Source organism: Saccharopolyspora cebuensis (assembly GCF_039542665.1).
In the GTDB taxonomy this organism is placed as follows: Bacteria; Actinomycetota; Actinomycetes; order Mycobacteriales; family Pseudonocardiaceae; genus Saccharopolyspora; species Saccharopolyspora cebuensis.
On sequence record NZ_BAABII010000007.1, the window covers coordinates 118,500 to 134,241 of the forward strand.

The window sequence follows — 15,742 nt, forward strand, 5'->3', positions numbered from 1 at the left end:
CGGGACGCCTGCTCGGCGGCTGCCGCTCTCGCCACGCCGGGTTCCGACATCATGGACCACGGTCCGCCGCGTCCGGTAGCAGCCCGGCGCCGGGCGGGCGTTCCGCTGCGCCGACGGACTCCACTGTGGACTTACCGAGCGGCTGCGCGATGGTCGACGGCCCGCTGTACTGTGCGGTAGGAGAGCATCTACGCAGGTAGGAGCGTCGCCGGTGGCGGCGGAGGGAAGGGAATGCGGTGTGAAGGCGGAATCGACCGTCCCGGAGCAGGCGGGCAGCGGGCCCAGCGTGGTGAAGTCCGCGGACCGCGCGCTGGTCATCCTGGAGCTGCTGTCCCGGGGGCGGCACCGCCTCAGCGACATCGCCGAGATCCTGCACCTGCCGCTGTCGAGCGTGCACGGGCTGCTGGGCACGCTGGTGCACCGGGGCTTCGCCGAGTTCGACCAGACGACGCGCACCTACGGCCTGGGGCTGAAGGCGTGGACGGTCGGTCAGGGCTACACCGGGCACCGCGGGATCGTCGGTCTCGCGCTGCCGCTGATGGAGGGGCTCGCCGCCGAGACCGAGGAGACCGTGCAGCTCTCCCGGCTCGACGGCACCGAGAACGTCTACATCGCGATCGCCGAGTCGCCGCAGCCGATGAAGCTCGTCTCGGCGGTCGGTATGCGGCTGCCCGCGCACGCGGTCGGCCTGGGCAAGGCGCTGTTGTCCGGGCTGTCCCCGGAGGAGTGGGAGCGCCGCTACCGGGGCGTGCGGTTGGAGCGCTTCACCGACAGCACGGTGACCGATCTCGACGCCCTGCGCGCCGAGGTCGAGGGGGTCCGCGAACTCGGTTACGCGGTGGACGACGAGGAGTACATCGTGGGTTGCCGCTGCGTGGCGATGCCGATCCGGGACCACACCGGCGAGGTGGTGGCGGCCCTGTCGGTGTCGGCGCCCACGCCGCGCTGCGGCCCGGACTGGACCGAACGGACCCGCCGCCCGCTGGCCGAGGTCGTCGCGGCGGTGGAGGAACAGCTCCGCCGCTGACCTTGACGTCGCCCTCGGCTACTGCTGAGATTCATCCGGCCGAAGTGACTTCACGTCCTTGAACCGGAGGGTCGATGCGCGCACTGGTGTTCCACGGGCCCGGCTCGATCGCGGTGCACGACCGGCCCGATCCCGAGCCCGGTCCGGGCGAGGTGCTGCTGCGCATCACCGCCACCGGCATCTGCGGCTCCGACGTGCACGGCTACACCGGCGAGAACGGCCGCAGGCATCCCGATCAGGTGATGGGCCACGAGACCGTCGCCGTGGTGGCCGGTGGTGATCTCGCGGGCACCGGCCTCGCGGTCGGCGACGTGGTCACGGTGAACCCGGTGCTGGGCTGCCTGGCGTGCCCGGCCTGCGACGCGGGCGAGGAGCAGACCTGCCCCGACCGGCGAGTGATCGGCGTCGATCCGGCCATCAGCTCCGCCTTCGCCGACCTGATGGTGGTCCGGGCGCGCAACGTGGTCCCGCTGGCCGCCGGGATCGCCGAGGAGCGCGGTGCGCTGGTCGAACCGCTCGCCGTCGGCTACCACGCCGCCCGCCGGGGCGGGTGCGGGCCGCGGGACGCGGTGCTGGTGCTGGGCGGCGGACCGATCGGGCAGGCGTGCGTGCTGGCCGCCCACCGGCTCGGCGCGGAACGCGTGGTGGTCAGCGAGCCGCACCCGAAGCGCGCGGCACTGGTGGCCTCGCTGGGCGCGGAGGTGCTCGACCCGGCCGAGGTGGTGGCGGGGTCCGCCGCCGCGCTGGGTGCCGCGCCGACGCTGGTGCTCGACGCGGTCGGTTCCTCGGCCACGGTGCGCGACGCCTGCGCGGCCTCGGCGCGGGGCGCCCGGATCGTGCTGGTCGGGATGAACGAGCAGGAGCTCACCGTGCCCGCCTACGCGATCAGCACGGCGGAGCGGCAGCTCATCGGCGCCTTCTGCTACAGCCGCGAGGAGTTCGCGAGCACCGCGCGGTGGGTCGCCGAGGCCGACGACCGCGTGGACCGCTTGATCGACGGGCGGGTGCCGTGGGACGGCGCCGCCGCCGCGTTCGCCGACCTGGCTTCGGGAGCCTCCGATGCCAGCAAGATCCTCATCCGCCCGGCGCGGTGATCCTCGTCGTCGAGGAACTGCCTGATGAGGGCCCGTTTTTCGCACCTGGAGGAGCATGATGAAGTTTCTGAGGCTGGGCCCGGCCGGGGCCGAGCGTCCGCACGTCCTGGACGAGCAGGGGCGGCTGTTCGACCTGACGCCGGTCGCGGTCGACATCGACGCCGCGTTCCTGGGCGGCGACGGCGTGGCGCGGACCCGGGCGGCGCTGGCCGACGGCGGGCTGCCGCAGGTGGAGGACCCGGCCGACGGCAGCGGCCTGCGGGTCGGCGCGCCGATCGCGCGGCCCGGCGCGGTGCTGTGCATCGGGCAGAACTACGCCGCGCACGCCGCCGAGTCGGGTTCGGCCCCGCCGGAGGTGCCGATCCTGTTCTTCAAGCACCCCAACACGGTCGTCGGCCCGTTCGACGAGGTGCTGGTGCCGCGCGGCGCCACCCGGACGGACTGGGAGGTCGAGCTCGGCGTGGTGATCGGCGCGCGGGCGAGCTACCTCGACGACGCCGAGCAGGCGTTGGCCCACATCGCCGGTTTCGTGGTGTCCAACGACGTCTCCGAGCGGGCGTTCCAGAACGAGCACTCCGGCGGCCAGTGGTCCAAGGGCAAGTGCTGCGCGACGTTCAACCCGGTGGGGCCGTGGTTCGTGCCGACCGGTGCGATCGCCGATCCGCAGGACCTGCGGTTGCGGTCCTGGGTCAACGGCGAGATCCGGCAGGACTCCAGCACCTCGGACATGATCTTCGGCGTGGCCGAGATCGTCCGGCACCTCTCGCAGTACGTGGTGCTCGAACCCGGCGATCTGGTCAACACCGGCACCCCGGAGGGCGTGGCGCTGTCCGGGCGCTTCCCGTACCTCGCGGCGGGCGACGTGGTGGAGATGGAGATCGACGGGCTCGGCCGCCAGCGGCAGCCGATGGGCCAGGCGTGAGCAGCGCGGTGCGCCCGGTCGTGACCGGGCGCACCGCGTGATCCAGCGCCGACCCCCAGCCGGCGCTGCGCTTTCACGGGACGGCGCGCGAACGCCGTCCGGTTCCCGGTAGCCAGCACAGCAGTGCGGCCACCAGGCCGGTGCCCACCGCGACCGCGGCGGCCGCGGTGGGCACCGCCGGGGCGGACCCGAGCAGCGTCGCCAGGTGCGCGCACCCGGCGAGCGCGAGCCCGGCGGTGAGCAGCAGCCGTCGCCCCCGCGTCCGGCCGCGCGCGACCAGCGCGGCGAACACCGCGACCGCGGCGCTGGTCACCAGGCCGAGCACCGCGGTGGTGAGCAGCGCCCGCCACGCGTGGTCCACGATCGGCTCCCAGTGCCCGACCGCGCGCAGCAGCTCCGCGACGTCGGTGCCCGGCACGACGTGCTGGGCACCCAGCGCTCGCGGCTCCCGCTCGGCCAGCACCGCGGTGTGCTCCTCGGCGAGGTCGCGTCCGCCGACCAGCACCGCGGCCGAACCGATCAGCCCGGCCAGCGCGGACGACGCCGCCCACGCCGGTGGCGCGGTCGCGATGCGCATGGTGCGGTGCGGTCCTCCGGGTCGGGGTCGGTCGGCTGGGCGCCGGAGCGCCGGGCGGACGCGACGGTCCGCGGCGACGACGTCGATCCTTCCACCGGGCCGCACCGCGTTCCAGCGTTCGGAGCAACATTTCCCGAGATCATTCGGGCTGGCCCCGAGATCAGCGCGCCGCTGAGGTTCCGCTACCGGCACCGCGACGCAGGGCCATTCTGAAGTCCTTAGACTGATCGGTCCGGTACGCATGCGAAAGGTCGGCGATGCCCTCAGCCGCATCCGGCGGTCCCGTCCCGGGCCTGCTGGACATTCCCGGTCCGCTGCTCGACACCACGATGGACCAGTTGCGCACCCTCGTGCTGGTGCGCGAGCTCGGCACCGCGTTGGCGGCGGCGCGCAGGTTGGGCCGGGAGCAGTCCAGCGTGCAGAAGCAGCTCGACACGCTCAACCGCAACTTCGCGCGGCTGTGCGGGGAACCGCTGGTGGTGAAGCAGGGGCGGGGCAAGGACGTCCTGTTCACCCCGTCCGGCCAGTCCTTCGTGGACCTCGCCGGGCGGACGCTGGACGAGTGGCTGGACGGGGTGCGCGACGCGCGGCGGGTGCGCGGCGAGACGATCACCGTGGGGACCACCCGGTTCACCTTGGAGTTCATGGCCAACGCCGGTGAGCACGTCGCCGAGGAGTTCGCCCGGCGCGGGGTGGAGATGCGGGTGCTGCACCTGCGCACCCGGGAACTGCTGGACGCGTTGCGCACCAAGCAGGCCGACCTGGTCTGCGGCAGCGTGCTGGTGACCGCCGACGGCGCGGAGCTCGACGGGTTCGACGTGCTGGAGTGGCGGCGCAGCGGGCTGGTGCTGGTGACGAACCTGCCGCCGGAGGTGCTGGGGGAGCGGCGGATCGGCGTCGGGCGGCTGCCGTCGCTGCCGCTGGTGGTGCCGAACAGCGGGCTGATCTCCGGTTTCCTCGGTGCCTGGTTCGGCCGGGACTACCGGGACGAGCTCGACATCGTCTCCGAGGTCGACGACGTGCGCTACGGCTTCGACCTGTTGCGCCGCGGGCTGATGCAGGGCTGCATGGTCGTCACCCGGGGCGTGGGGGAGGCCGCCGACGACGGGCGGCTCCCGGAGGGCCGGGGTCTGCGCACCGTGGAGCTCGTCGACGAGGTGGACCCCGCGAGGCAGGTGCTGGTCGGGGCGTTCGCGCGGCGCGGGGAGCGCGACGGGTGCGCCGCGGAGCACCCGCTGAACCTGCTGTGGTCGGCGCTGGAGCGGGAGAACGAGCGCTGGAAGGACCTGCTCGGCCCGGCCGAGCCCTGGTGCGGGGCACCTTCATCCGGCATACCCGGCTGAAGGTGCCCCGCACCAGGGATGCTGCCCGGGATCACGAGGCCGCCACGGCTGCTGGGCCGTTCGGGTCAATCGAACATGAACGCATTTCGGTTTCATGTCCGGCTGGCTACGGTGCGCTTGCCGGACGACGAGAGGACGGGCAATGCGTCGAGCTCAGCGCCCCGCGGCGCTCGTGGCGGTGGTGGCCGTGGCCGGATCGCTGCTGCTGGCACCCCCCGCCGCGGCGGGCCCCGAACTGCCCGAGCCCGCGCCGGACTACTGCGGCGATCAGTGCCACCACATCCTGCCGCCGGGGCAGAACGGCAACGCCACCTTCGCCGACCTCGTCAGCCACCTGCTGCTGGGCACCCGGCCGCCGCACTCCGACGACCAGATCCAGAAGTACGACGACCTGATCGGCGGGTACTCCCACCTCACCACCGACACCATCCGGGAGTTCTTCAACGACAACTCCTTCGGCGTCGAACCCGACGAGGTGGAGCGGATCTACCAGCCGCGCGAGGACGTCACCATCGTGCGCGACAAGACCGCCGGGATCCCGCACGTCTACGGGAACACCCGGGACGGCACCACCTTCGGCGCCGGGTTCGCCACCGCCGAGGACAAGCTGTTCCTGATGGACGTGCTGCGCCGGGCCGGACGCGGCGAGGTCACCTCGTTCGCTGGCGGCGCGCCGATGAACCGGGAGCTGGAGCAGCAGTTCTTCGCCGTCGCGCCCTACACCGAGCAGGAGTTGCAGCGGCAGATCGACACGGTGGCCGCGCAGGGCGAACGCGGCGCGCAGGCGCTGGCCGACGCCCGGTCTTACCTGGACGGCATCAACGCCTACATCGAGCGCGCCCACCGGGGCCGGTACTTCCCCGGCGAGTACGTCGCCACCGGGCACGTCGACCCGATCACCAACGCCGGTCGGATCGAACCCTTCCGGCTCACCGATCTCGTCGTGCTGGCCGCCCTGGTCGGCGCGCAGTTCGGCGGTGGCGGCGGGGGTGAGGTGCGCAACGCCATCGCCCGGATGGAGCTGCACGAGCGGTTCGGCCCCGAGCGCGGCGAGCAGGTCTGGCGCACCTTCCGCGGCGAGAACGACCCGGAGGCCATCACGACGCTCCACGATGGACGGTCGTTCCCCTACGGCACGACGCCCGAGGACCCGCGCGGGGTGGCGCTGCCGGACCCCGGGTCGGTCACCGCGCAACCGCTGGTCCACGACGCCTACGGTTCGGCGCTCGAACCCGCCGAGCCCGATTCGCAGCCGGACGCCGAGGCGCCTCGGCCCGCGACCGACGACCCGGTGGAGAGCCTGCGCGGCCTGTTCGACGACGGCGTGGTGCCCGGCGGGATGGGCGAGCGGCGGGGCATGTCCAACGCGCTGGTGGTCTCCGGCGAGCACACCGCCAGCGGCAACCCGGTGGCCGTGTTCGGCCCGCAGACCGGGTACTTCGCGCCGCAGCTGCTCACCCTCCAGGAGCTCCAGGGGCCGGGGATCTCCTCGCGCGGCGCGTCCTTCGCCGGCCTGAGCTTCTACACGCTGCTGGGGCGCGGCCAGGACTACGCCTGGAGCGCCACCACCGCGTCCCAGGACATCATCGACACCTACGCGGTGGAGCTGTGCGAGCCGGACGGCAGCGCGCCCACGAAGGAGTCCGGCTTCTACCGGTTCCACGGCGAATGCCTGCCGTTCCGGACCGTCGAGCGGGAGAACCACTGGACGCCGAACCTCGGTGACGACACCGAGGCCGGTGGCTACCGGCTGGTGTCCTTCCGCACCCGCTACGGACCGGTGACCCACCGCGCCACGGTCGACGGCAAGCCCGTCGCCTACACCACCGCGCGCACGACGTTCCTGCACGAGGTCGACTCGATCGTCGGGTTCCAGATGTTCAACGACCCGGCGGCGATCACCTCGGCGCAGGACTTCCAGCGGGCCGCGCAGGAGATCAACTACACCTTCAACTGGTTCTACGTCGACGCCGACGACACCGCCTACTTCAACTCCGGGGCCAACGTGGTGCGGCAGCCGGTGGTCGACCCGAGCATGCCGATCGTCTCCGACCCCGCCTACGAGTGGCAGGGCTGGAACCCGGCGGACAACACCTTCGCCGAGGTGCCGATGAGCGCGCACCCGAACTCGGTGAACCAGGACTACTACACGAGCTGGAACAACAAGCAGGCGCCGGGCACCGCGGCCGACACGATGGAGAAGAACGCCGTGCAGCGGGGCGATCTGCTCGACAGCCGGGTCGGGGCCCTGGTCGAGCGGGGCGAGGTGACCCGTGCCGACCTCACCCGAGCGATGGCCGAGGCGGGGGTCACCGACCTGCGCGTCGAACGGGTGCTGCCGGATCTGCTGCGGGTGATCGACAGCGCGCCGGTCGAGGACCCGGACACCGCCGCGCTGGTCGACCTGCTGCGGGACTGGGCCGCCGACGGCGGCAAGCGGGTCGAGACCGAGCCGGGCAGCCGCGAGTACGCGCACGCCGAGGCGATCGAGCTGCTCGACGCCTGGTGGCCGCTGCTGGTGCGCGGCCAGTTCGAACCGGCCCTGGGCACCGAGGCCTACCAGGCGCTCACCGACGTGATGGGGATCAACGAGTCGCCGTCCGGCTGGCAGAACGGCGAGCCGGGGCTGCAGGTCGGCCAGCCGCACCAGGGCTCGGCGTTCCAGTACGGCTGGTTCGGCCAGGTGTCGAAGGACCTCCGCGGCGTCCTCGGCGAGCAGGTGCCGGGCGGGTTCGGCGAGCCGCTGTGCGGCGGCGGTGATCTCGGCGCCTGCCGGGACGTCCTGCTGGACGCCCTGGTCGAAGCCGCGGCGGTCCCGTCGGAGCGGACCTACCCCGGGGACGCCGACTGCGAGCCGGGCGACCAGTGGTGCGCCGACGCGCTGATCCACAACAAGATCGGCGGCATCGCGCAGGACGAGATCAGCTGGCAGAACCGGCCGACGTACCAGCAGGTCGTGGAGTTCCCGGCCCGCCGCCCCTGATCGGCGGGCATGGTGCTCGGGCCCCTCCGCCGCCTACGGTGGAGCTCCGGACGACGAGGAGGTTGGAATGGGCGACATGTGGGGCCGGATCGACGACATCCACGAGGACCTCGTGGCGCTGTACCAGGACCTGCACGCCCATCCGGAGCTCTCCTTCGCCGAGCACCGCACCGCCGCCGAGGTCGCCCGCCGGCTCGACGCGCTCGGGCTGGAGGTGACCAGCGGCGTCGGCGGCACCGGGGTGGTCGGCGTGCTGCGCAACGGTGCGGGACCGACGGTCCTGCTGCGCGCGGACTTCGACGCGCTGCCGGTGGCCGAGCGGACCGGCCTGCCCTACGCGAGCACCGCGCGGGGGACCGGCCCGGACGGCGACGACGTCCCGGTGATGCACGCGTGCGGCCACGACATGCACGTGACCTGCCTGCTCGGCGCGCTGGACCTGCTCACCGGGTCGCGCGAGCGGTGGTCCGGCACGGTGGTCGCGGTGTTCCAGCCCGCCGAGGAGATCGGTGCCGGGGCGCGGGCGATGCTCGACGACGGGCTGCTCGAACGGTTCCCGAAACCCGACGTGTGCCTGGGCCAGCACGTGTTCCCGTTCCCGGCGGGTTCGGTGGCGTGGGTCAGCGGGCCCAGCATGTCCGCCGCCGACGGCATCAAGATCACCCTGCACGGCCGGGGCGGGCACGGTTCGCAGCCGCAGAGCTCCGTCGACCCGGTGGTGATGGCCGCCGCGACGGTGCTGCGGTTGCAGACGGTGGTCTCCCGCGAGGTCGCGCCGCTGGACACGGCGGTGGTCACGGTCGGTTCGGTCAAAGCGGGCACCAAGGACAACATCATCCCGGACCAGGCCGAGATCCGGGTCAACATCCGCAGCTTCACCGAGCCGGTGCGGACCCAGGTGATCGAGGCGGTGCACCGGATCGTGCGCGCCGAGGCGGCGGCCTCCGGCGCCGACCGGGAGCCGGACTTCGAGCCGCTCGTCGACTTCCCGGTGCTGGTCAACGACCCGGCGGCCACGGACCGCACGGTGGCGGCGCTGCGCGCCCGGCTCGGCGACGAGCAGGTGCGGGAGACCCCGCCGCTGATGGGCAGCGAGGACGTCGGCCTGTTCGGCACCGCGGCGGACGTGCCGACGGTCTACTGGATGTTCGGCGGCGCCGACCCCGAGCTCTACGCGAAGGCCAAGGCGGCGGGCACCCTCAACCGCGACGTCCAGTCCAACCACTCGCCGTTCTTCGCCCCGGTCATCGAACCCACCCTCACCACCGGCATCACCGCCATGACCACCGCAGCCCTGGAGTGGCTCGACGGCGCCTGAGCCCGTGGCCTGCTCCGAACGAGTGGGCCGCATCCAGATCACCGCGCCTCGCGCCCGAGCCGGGCAGGATGATCATCCGTGGGCGCTCCCGATCCGGACCGAGGACGACGGCTGTTGCGCGCTGCGGGACGGTCGCGTCGCTTCCGGCGAGGTGACGTCCTGATGATGGCCGGAGCTCCCAGCACCGGAGTGCTGCTCGTCGAATCCGGGCTGGTGAAGGTCGTGCTTCCCGGCCACGACGGGGACGACCCGGTGGCGGGGCTGTTCTCCGCGGGGGAGCTCCTCGGCGAGATCGGCGTGCTCTCCGGGCGTCCGCGCAGCGCACACGTCATCGCCCTCACGACGGGACGGGTGGTCGAGGTCGCGGGCGCGGCGTTCCCGAGCGGGGACCGCGACGTGCACGAACTGCTCCTGCGGTCGTGGATCAAGCGCCAGAACCACGCGGACGAACGGCAGCGGATGCAGCACCGGGAGGTCCCGACCCGGGTAGCGCTGTCCTTGCAGCGCTGGGCGCGGGAATTCGGCGTGCCCACCGAGCGCGGAGTGGAGGTGCGCGGTCTGAGCCAGCAGGACATCGCCCAAGCCGTCGCGGCCTCGGCCAAGAGCGTGGAGGCGGTGCTGCACGAGCTGCGGGAGGGCGGTTTGCTGCACACCGGTCGTCTGCGCTACGCGCTCCCGGACCCCGACGCGCTCGACGAGGTGATCAGCCGAGCCGCGTGGTGATACTCCCGGATATCCGGGAGAACTTCCGCCGCGCTCCGGGCAGGCTTCATGGCCCTGAGCCGGAACGCAGGAGGTAGTGGTGAACGTTGTCCCGGAGCACCGCGCGTTGCTCGCCGTCGACGTGGTGGGTGCGGGCCGTGCGCCCGGCCACCAGAAGCACGCGGTCGGCGAGGCGGTCAAGCGGCTGGTCCTGATGGCGCTGATTGACAGTGGTATCGATCCAGCGCTGGTCGAGAGCTGGGAACCGCAGGGTGACGGCGCGCTGCTCACACTGCCCGCGTCCGCGCTCGGGGCTCTGGTGGATCTCGGCTCTCGGCTGGACGAGCAGGCGTGGCTGCACAACCGGCGCGCCAAGCCGGAGACCCGGTTCCGCATCGCCGTGGAAACCGGTCCGGTCGGGACGGACCAGGGCTTCTACACGCCGAAGGTGTCGCTGTGCCGGATGCTCGAAGCGAAGGCGTTCAAGGACTTGTTCGCCAAGTGCAGGAAACGCAACGACGACGAGCTGATCAACTCCGCGATGATCATCTCCGGCCACGTGCGCGACGTCGTCTTCGGAGGGGATTACGCCCGGCTCGTGCGGCGCGGTGAGTTCGCGCCGCTGGAGGTGCGGAACAAGGAGCACGCTTCCACGGCGTGGGTGCGCGTCCCCGGTGTCGACGTCGACACCCTGCGCGGGCTGTGCGGTGCACAGGCGGAGAGGCCGGAAGCCGTCGAGCCCCCGGATCCGCCGACGACGATCACGACTCACAACAGCGCGGGTCAGGTGAACAGAGGTGTGCAGGCCGGGTCCGTCCGAGGTGACATCAACATCGGGAGGACCGGCCGGTGAGCGCCTCGCTCGGCAACGGGCCGAACACGGACGATCCCGAATTCCGGTTCGTGCCGAGGAGCAAGGCGACGAACACCGCCGGTGGGGACAACAGCGGTGTGCAGGCGGGCACCGTTCTCGGTGACATCACCCTCAACGGGGCGATGTCGGCGGAACCCGATCTGTGCGTCCGGCGCGCGGCCGAGGAGGAGCTGCGCGAGGTCACCGGCCAGTTCGTCGCACCGGGCAAGTACGACGAGGCCGGGCGAGTCCTGCGGGCGTACCGGATCGTCGTGCTGTGCGGCCGGGGCACCGGCAGGGCCCACGCGGCCAAGCGGCTGCTCGTCGACGCGGGTTTGTCCGAGATCATCGAGGTCAATCGCGATCGGGCGCTTCGTTCGGTCCGCGTGGAGGAGCTCGACGAGGGGATCGGCTACGTCTGGCACCTCGACGAGGTGCGCGACACCGAGATCGAGGACGGTGGCTTCGAGCAGCTCGCGGGGGTCATCAGGGCGGCGGGATGCTGGCTCGTCATCGTGCTGGACCACCACGTGCAGTCCTGCAGCGCGGCCCAGGCGAAGACGATCACGCTCACCGCGCCGGACGCTCTGGAGGTCGCCGCTTCGGCGATCCGGTACCAGTGCCCGGACGACTCCGAGGGGCCGATCGGCGAGGTCAAGACGAGCCTGGCGGACGCGCTGCTCCCCGTTGACCCGCCCGAGAAGGCGGTGCGTGCGGCGGAGCTGGCGATCCGGGTGCACAACGAGGAGCTGACGGCTGCCGAGGCGTCGGCTGAGCTGCTCGAGGATGTCGGTCCTGCCGTCGACCGATGGTTCGCGGGCTGGTCGGTGCGGGAGTACGCGTTGGCCCTCGCGGTCGCGGTGCTGGAAGGCGAGCCGTTCGACGTGGTCGCGTCGAACGCGTGGGAACTCGACGAGGCGGTCCGGACGGCGGAACTTCCGGAGGACAAGCCGTTGCGCCCGCGCCGGGTCTTCGACAAGTCGCGGGAGAACCTCCTCCGCGACATCCGCGCCACGGTGGTGGCACGTGAGCATCCCCGCCACCCAGGGCTGGTAGAGGAGACCGTCCGGTTCGAACGGCAGGGGTGGGCCAGGGCGGTGCTGTGCCATGCCTGGCGGGAGTATCCCGCGCTGCACGGCGTGCTCGGCACGTGGTTGTGCAGCCGGGCCTTTCCGGGCGAAGCGGCTCGGCGCGCCATCACCACGATCACCTGCGACGTGCCGGCGCACGACCCGTTGCGACTGGTCAACGAGCTGGCCGGCGGTCGTCGTTGGGCGGACCGCCTGCTCGCGGCCGCGACCGTGGTGCAGCTCGCCGACGAGGAGCGCCTCCGGCCGCTGGTCGAGCAGACCTTGGAGGAATGGACCGGCTCCGATCACGCCTACCGGCAGGCGACCGCCGCGCTCATCCTCTCCTCGTCGTTCGGACAGCAGAACGTGCGCTCGTCCTTGGTGCGTCTTGCGCGGATCGCGCGGTCCCCTCGCCAGGTGCCGCAGAACACGGTCGTGGCGGGAGTCCTCGGCATGCTCAGCGATCAGGTCGAACCGGAGCTGGTGCTGCGCGAGGTATTGGGCTGGTCCGCGCCCCAGCACCAGCGGACGGGTCTGCGTCGGGTCGGACTCGCGGTCGGTCTCTGGGTGGCGGGGCTGTGCTCGGGTGTGGACTTCGACGTGCGTGGGCTGGCCCAATCATGCCCGGATGAGATCGGGACGCTCGTGCGGAGGGTCATGGCGGATCCCGAGTACGGGGAGCTCGCCGTGGATCACCTCCTCGGGTTGGCTTTGCACGCGCGGTGGGACGACGAGAAGGCGGCGGACCTGGTGCGGATCACGTCGCTGGTCGTGCCCGACCTGCGCTGGTGGCGGCGGCACCGGCGGGTCGCGGCGCTGCGTGCGTGCCATCCGCACCGGCGCAGCGCGATCAGCCGCGTCTTCCGCGCCGCTCGCCGGGCGGAGCGGGACCTGCGCACGGCGAGCCGGTGACCCGGTCGCGGCGGGGTGCGCTGATACGGTTGGCGGACCCGAACCGAGGAGCTCGTCGATGGTCGTCTTCGCGGGCCAGGGGGATGCGCGCCGGTCGATGTCGTTGCTGTGGCGGAGTCCCGGCAGCGCCGCGGAGCGGTCCGGGCCCGGGCCGAAACCCGCGCTGACCGTGGACCGCATCGTCGACGCGGCCATCGGGCTCGCCGACGCCGAGGGGCTCGCGGCGGTGTCCATGCGGGCGGTGGGGCGGCAGCTCGGGCGCAGCGGGATGGCGCTCTACACCTACGTGCCGAACAAGGGCGAGCTCGTCGAGCTGATGTACGACAAGGCGCACGCCGAGCTGGCCGGCGAGTACGAGCCGGACGGCGGGTGGCGGCGCGCGGTCACCGCGTGGGCCGAGGACCTCTGCGGCTGCTACCAGCGGCACCCGTGGCTGCTCCAGGTGTCGCAGGCCCGGCCGGTGCTCGGCCCGCACGAGTTCGCGGTCCTGGAGGCGCTGCTGCGGGCGCTGCACGGCACCGGGCTGTCCGCCCGCGAGCTGCGCAGCGCGACCAGCGCCCTGTTCCACCTGGTCCGGGGTGCGGCGCGGACGATCGCCGACGCCCACCGCGCGGGCGAGGAGACCGGGGTCGCCGAGGACGCGTGGTGGTACGACCGGTCGGCCCGGCTCGACGAGGTCGCGCCGGACTTCGCCGAGCGGTTCCCGCACCTGGTCCGGATGGAGTCCGAGGACGTGTTCACCGACGACTCCCGCCTCTACGTCGTGCAGAGCGCGCAGCGGGCCTTCACCGACGCGCTGGCGATGTTCCTCGACGGCGTCGAGGCGGCCGTCGACCGCCGCTGACTGGCGATCACCCGAACGCAGTAGCCATACTAGACCACGTGTTCGACAAGGTCCCCGCGCTACCGCCGGAGCAACCCGGTGACGACCGCTACCGCACCCCGCGGCTGCCGGTCCGGGTCGACCTGGCCAGGGCGTTCGCCTACCCGGTCCCGGAGCAGCGCGGCACCTTCCCGGAGGGCTGGGCGATGGACGCCGTGGTCGACGGCGAGCTGATCTGCTGGCGTCGCGACGTGCACCGGCGCTGGTGGGGCGAGGTGCGGTTCCGCGTCCGGCGGGGCCGGGGCAGCGGTGGCGTCTGGCACACCTGGTGGCTGCCCGCCCCCGCGATCCGGCCCGGCTGATCCCCCGTCCGCCCGGAGCCGGAGAATGGGACCGATGACCGACGACCGGGGTGCCCTGCGCGCCGACTGCGCGCGCTGCACCGGCCTGTGCTGCGTGGCGCTGCCCTTCACCGCCTCGGCGGACTTCGCGGTGGACAAGGCGGCGGGCGAACCGTGCCGGAACCTGCTGGCCGACTTCGGGTGCGGCATCCACGCGGAGCTGCGCGACCGGGGCTATCCGGGCTGCACCGTGTTCGACTGCTTCGGCGCCGGTCAGCAGACCTCCGCGCACACCTTCGCGGGCCGGGACTGGCGGCGGGAACCCGGGATCGCGCGGGAGATGTTCGACGTCTTCGGCGTGCTGCGCCAGCTCCACGAATTGCGCTGGTACGTCGCCGAAGCGCTCGCCCGCGAGGCCGCCGCCCCGGTGCACGAGGACCTGCGGGCGGACCGGGCGGAACTGGCCCGGCTGGCCGACGCCGGGCCCGACGAGCTGCGCTCGGTGGACGTGCCCGCCGTGCGGGCGCGGATCGACCAGCGGCTGACGCGGGTCAGCGAACTGGTGCGGTCCTCGGTGCCGGGACGGCGGCGCGACCACCGGGGCGCGGACCTCATCGGGGCCCGGTTGCGCCGCGCCGACCTGCGCGGGGCCCGGCTGCGCGGCGCCTACCTGATCGCCGCCGACCTGCGCGGCGCCGACTTGGCCGCGGCCGACCTGATCGGCGCGGACCTGCGCGACGCCGACCTGCGGGGCGCCGACCTCGCCGAGAGCCTGTTCCTGACCCAGCCGCAGGTCGCCGCGGCCAAGGGCGACGCGGCGACCCGCATCCCGGCGGCGCTGGACCGGCCCGCGCACTGGACCGCCTGAGGACCTGTTTCGGAATGGTCTGCGTGGCGGTGCGGGTGGCGGAACCTCAGCGGTCTTCTCGCTGCGGGAGCCGTTCGGCGATGTACCAACCACGTACACGGCGTTCCGGCTGTCCTCGCGAGAAGACCGCTGAGCGATCACGTCCGAGCACGGGCCGCGGTGCCAGTTGCGTGCCGCACCGCAATGCGGCTCCGCCGCATTCTGAAGGAACCCCTGAACCCGCCGGGGCGGCTCAGACCGGTTGGCGGATGCGCCCGTCGACGACCTCGTGGACGGCGTCGACGCCGTCGAGGTGCGAGCGGTCGTGGGTGACGAGCAGGGTCGCGGTCGCCTTGCGGTGGGTGATCGCGGTGAGCAGGTCGATGACGGCGGCGCCCCGCTCGTGGTCGAGGGCGCTGGTCGGCTCGTCGACCAGCAGCACGGCGGGTTCGTTCATCAACGCGCGCGCGATGTTGACCCGCTGCTGCTGCCCGCCGGAGAGCCGACCGGGCCGGTTGGCGGTCTTGTCCGCGAGCCCGACCGCGTCGAGCAGCTCACGCGCCCGGGCCCGGGCCTGGCGCGGCGGCGTCCCGTCGAGGTGCGCCATGACCTGCAGTTGTTCCACGGCGCTGAGCGAGGCCAGCAGGTTGGGCTGCTGGAAGACGATGCCGATCTTGTTCCGGCGCAGTTCGGTCAACGCCGCCCGGTCCTCGCCGGTGGTGTCGGTGCCGTCGACGACGACCCGCCCGCTGTCCGGGGTGATCAGCGTCGCCGCGACGGCCAGCAGGCTGGACTTGCCGGAGCCGGACGGGCCGATCACGGCGGTGACGCTCCCGGCAGGCACGTCCAGGCCGACGCGGTCGAGGGCGGTGAGGCGGGATTCGCCGTCGGGGTAGGTGAGGGTGACGTCGGACAGGTGCAGGCTCATGG

At 72.7% G+C, this 15,742-nt stretch carries 14 protein-coding genes; 12 read left to right on the top strand and 2 right to left on the bottom strand.

Annotated features, from left to right (window positions below):
• Positions 1–238: 238 nt before the first annotated feature.
• From ABD976_RS13605 to ABD976_RS13615, 3 genes are all read left to right on the top strand, one after another.
• Positions 239–1,027, top strand: coding sequence for an IclR family transcriptional regulator (locus ABD976_RS13605; protein WP_345362871.1), 789 nt, complete (start codon positions 239–241; stop codon positions 1,025–1,027).
• Positions 1,028–1,101: 74 nt separating this feature from the next.
• Complete coding sequence (locus ABD976_RS13610) at positions 1,102–2,121, top strand: zinc-dependent alcohol dehydrogenase (RefSeq protein ID WP_345362873.1); 1,020 nt, start codon at positions 1,102–1,104, stop codon at positions 2,119–2,121.
• Positions 2,122–2,179: 58 nt separating this feature from the next.
• A complete protein-coding gene (locus ABD976_RS13615) occupies positions 2,180–3,043 on the top strand; it encodes a fumarylacetoacetate hydrolase family protein (protein WP_345362875.1) in 864 nt (287 codons plus the stop codon).
• A 73-nt stretch (positions 3,044–3,116) separates the two neighbouring features.
• Here the strand turns inward: ABD976_RS13615 and ABD976_RS13620 are convergent, their stop codons facing one another.
• Complete coding sequence (locus tag ABD976_RS13620; RefSeq protein WP_345362877.1) at positions 3,117–3,620, bottom strand: hypothetical protein; 504 nt, start codon at positions 3,618–3,620, stop codon at positions 3,117–3,119.
• Between the two features lie 257 nt (positions 3,621–3,877).
• On the opposite strand from ABD976_RS13620, the gene ABD976_RS13625 reads away from it, so the two are divergent.
• The 9 genes from ABD976_RS13625 to ABD976_RS13665 all read left to right on the top strand — a co-directional run bounded on the left by ABD976_RS13625 (position 3,878) and on the right by ABD976_RS13665 (position 14,833).
• A complete protein-coding gene (locus ABD976_RS13625; RefSeq protein ID WP_345362879.1) occupies positions 3,878–4,963 on the top strand; it encodes a LysR family transcriptional regulator in 1,086 nt (361 codons plus the stop codon).
• A 142-nt stretch (positions 4,964–5,105) separates the two neighbouring features.
• Positions 5,106–7,946, top strand: a complete 2,841-nt coding sequence (locus tag ABD976_RS13630) for a penicillin acylase family protein (RefSeq protein WP_345362881.1) — start codon at positions 5,106–5,108, stop codon at positions 7,944–7,946.
• A 67-nt stretch (positions 7,947–8,013) separates the two neighbouring features.
• Positions 8,014–9,264, top strand: a complete 1,251-nt coding sequence (locus ABD976_RS13635; protein ID WP_345362883.1) for an amidohydrolase — start codon at positions 8,014–8,016, stop codon at positions 9,262–9,264.
• A gap of 78 nt (positions 9,265–9,342) precedes the next feature.
• Positions 9,343–9,987 carry a Crp/Fnr family transcriptional regulator gene (locus ABD976_RS13640; protein WP_345362885.1) on the top strand — a complete coding sequence of 215 codons (645 nt, stop codon included), beginning with the start codon at positions 9,343–9,345 and terminating at the stop codon, positions 9,985–9,987.
• 106 nt (positions 9,988–10,093) lie between these two features.
• Entirely contained in the window at positions 10,094–10,819 is a 726-nt protein-coding gene (locus ABD976_RS13645) for a hypothetical protein (protein WP_345362887.1), read from the top strand.
• On the top strand, positions 10,816–12,801 hold the full coding sequence (locus ABD976_RS13650; RefSeq protein ID WP_345362889.1) for a hypothetical protein: 1,986 nt from the start codon (positions 10,816–10,818) through the stop codon (positions 12,799–12,801). The genes ABD976_RS13645 and ABD976_RS13650 overlap by 4 nt, the downstream gene beginning before the upstream one ends.
• A gap of 58 nt (positions 12,802–12,859) precedes the next feature.
• Positions 12,860–13,645, top strand: coding sequence for a TetR/AcrR family transcriptional regulator (locus ABD976_RS13655; RefSeq protein ID WP_345362891.1), 786 nt, complete (start codon positions 12,860–12,862; stop codon positions 13,643–13,645).
• Positions 13,646–13,683: 38 nt separating this feature from the next.
• A complete protein-coding gene (locus ABD976_RS13660; protein ID WP_345362893.1) occupies positions 13,684–13,986 on the top strand; it encodes a hypothetical protein in 303 nt (100 codons plus the stop codon).
• A 34-nt stretch (positions 13,987–14,020) separates the two neighbouring features.
• A complete protein-coding gene (locus ABD976_RS13665; RefSeq protein ID WP_345362895.1) occupies positions 14,021–14,833 on the top strand; it encodes a pentapeptide repeat-containing protein in 813 nt (270 codons plus the stop codon).
• Between the two features lie 232 nt (positions 14,834–15,065).
• Here the strand turns inward: ABD976_RS13665 and ABD976_RS13670 are convergent, their stop codons facing one another.
• Entirely contained in the window at positions 15,066–15,740 is a 675-nt protein-coding gene (locus ABD976_RS13670) for an ABC transporter ATP-binding protein (RefSeq protein WP_345362897.1), read from the bottom strand.
• Positions 15,741–15,742 lie beyond the last annotated feature (2 nt).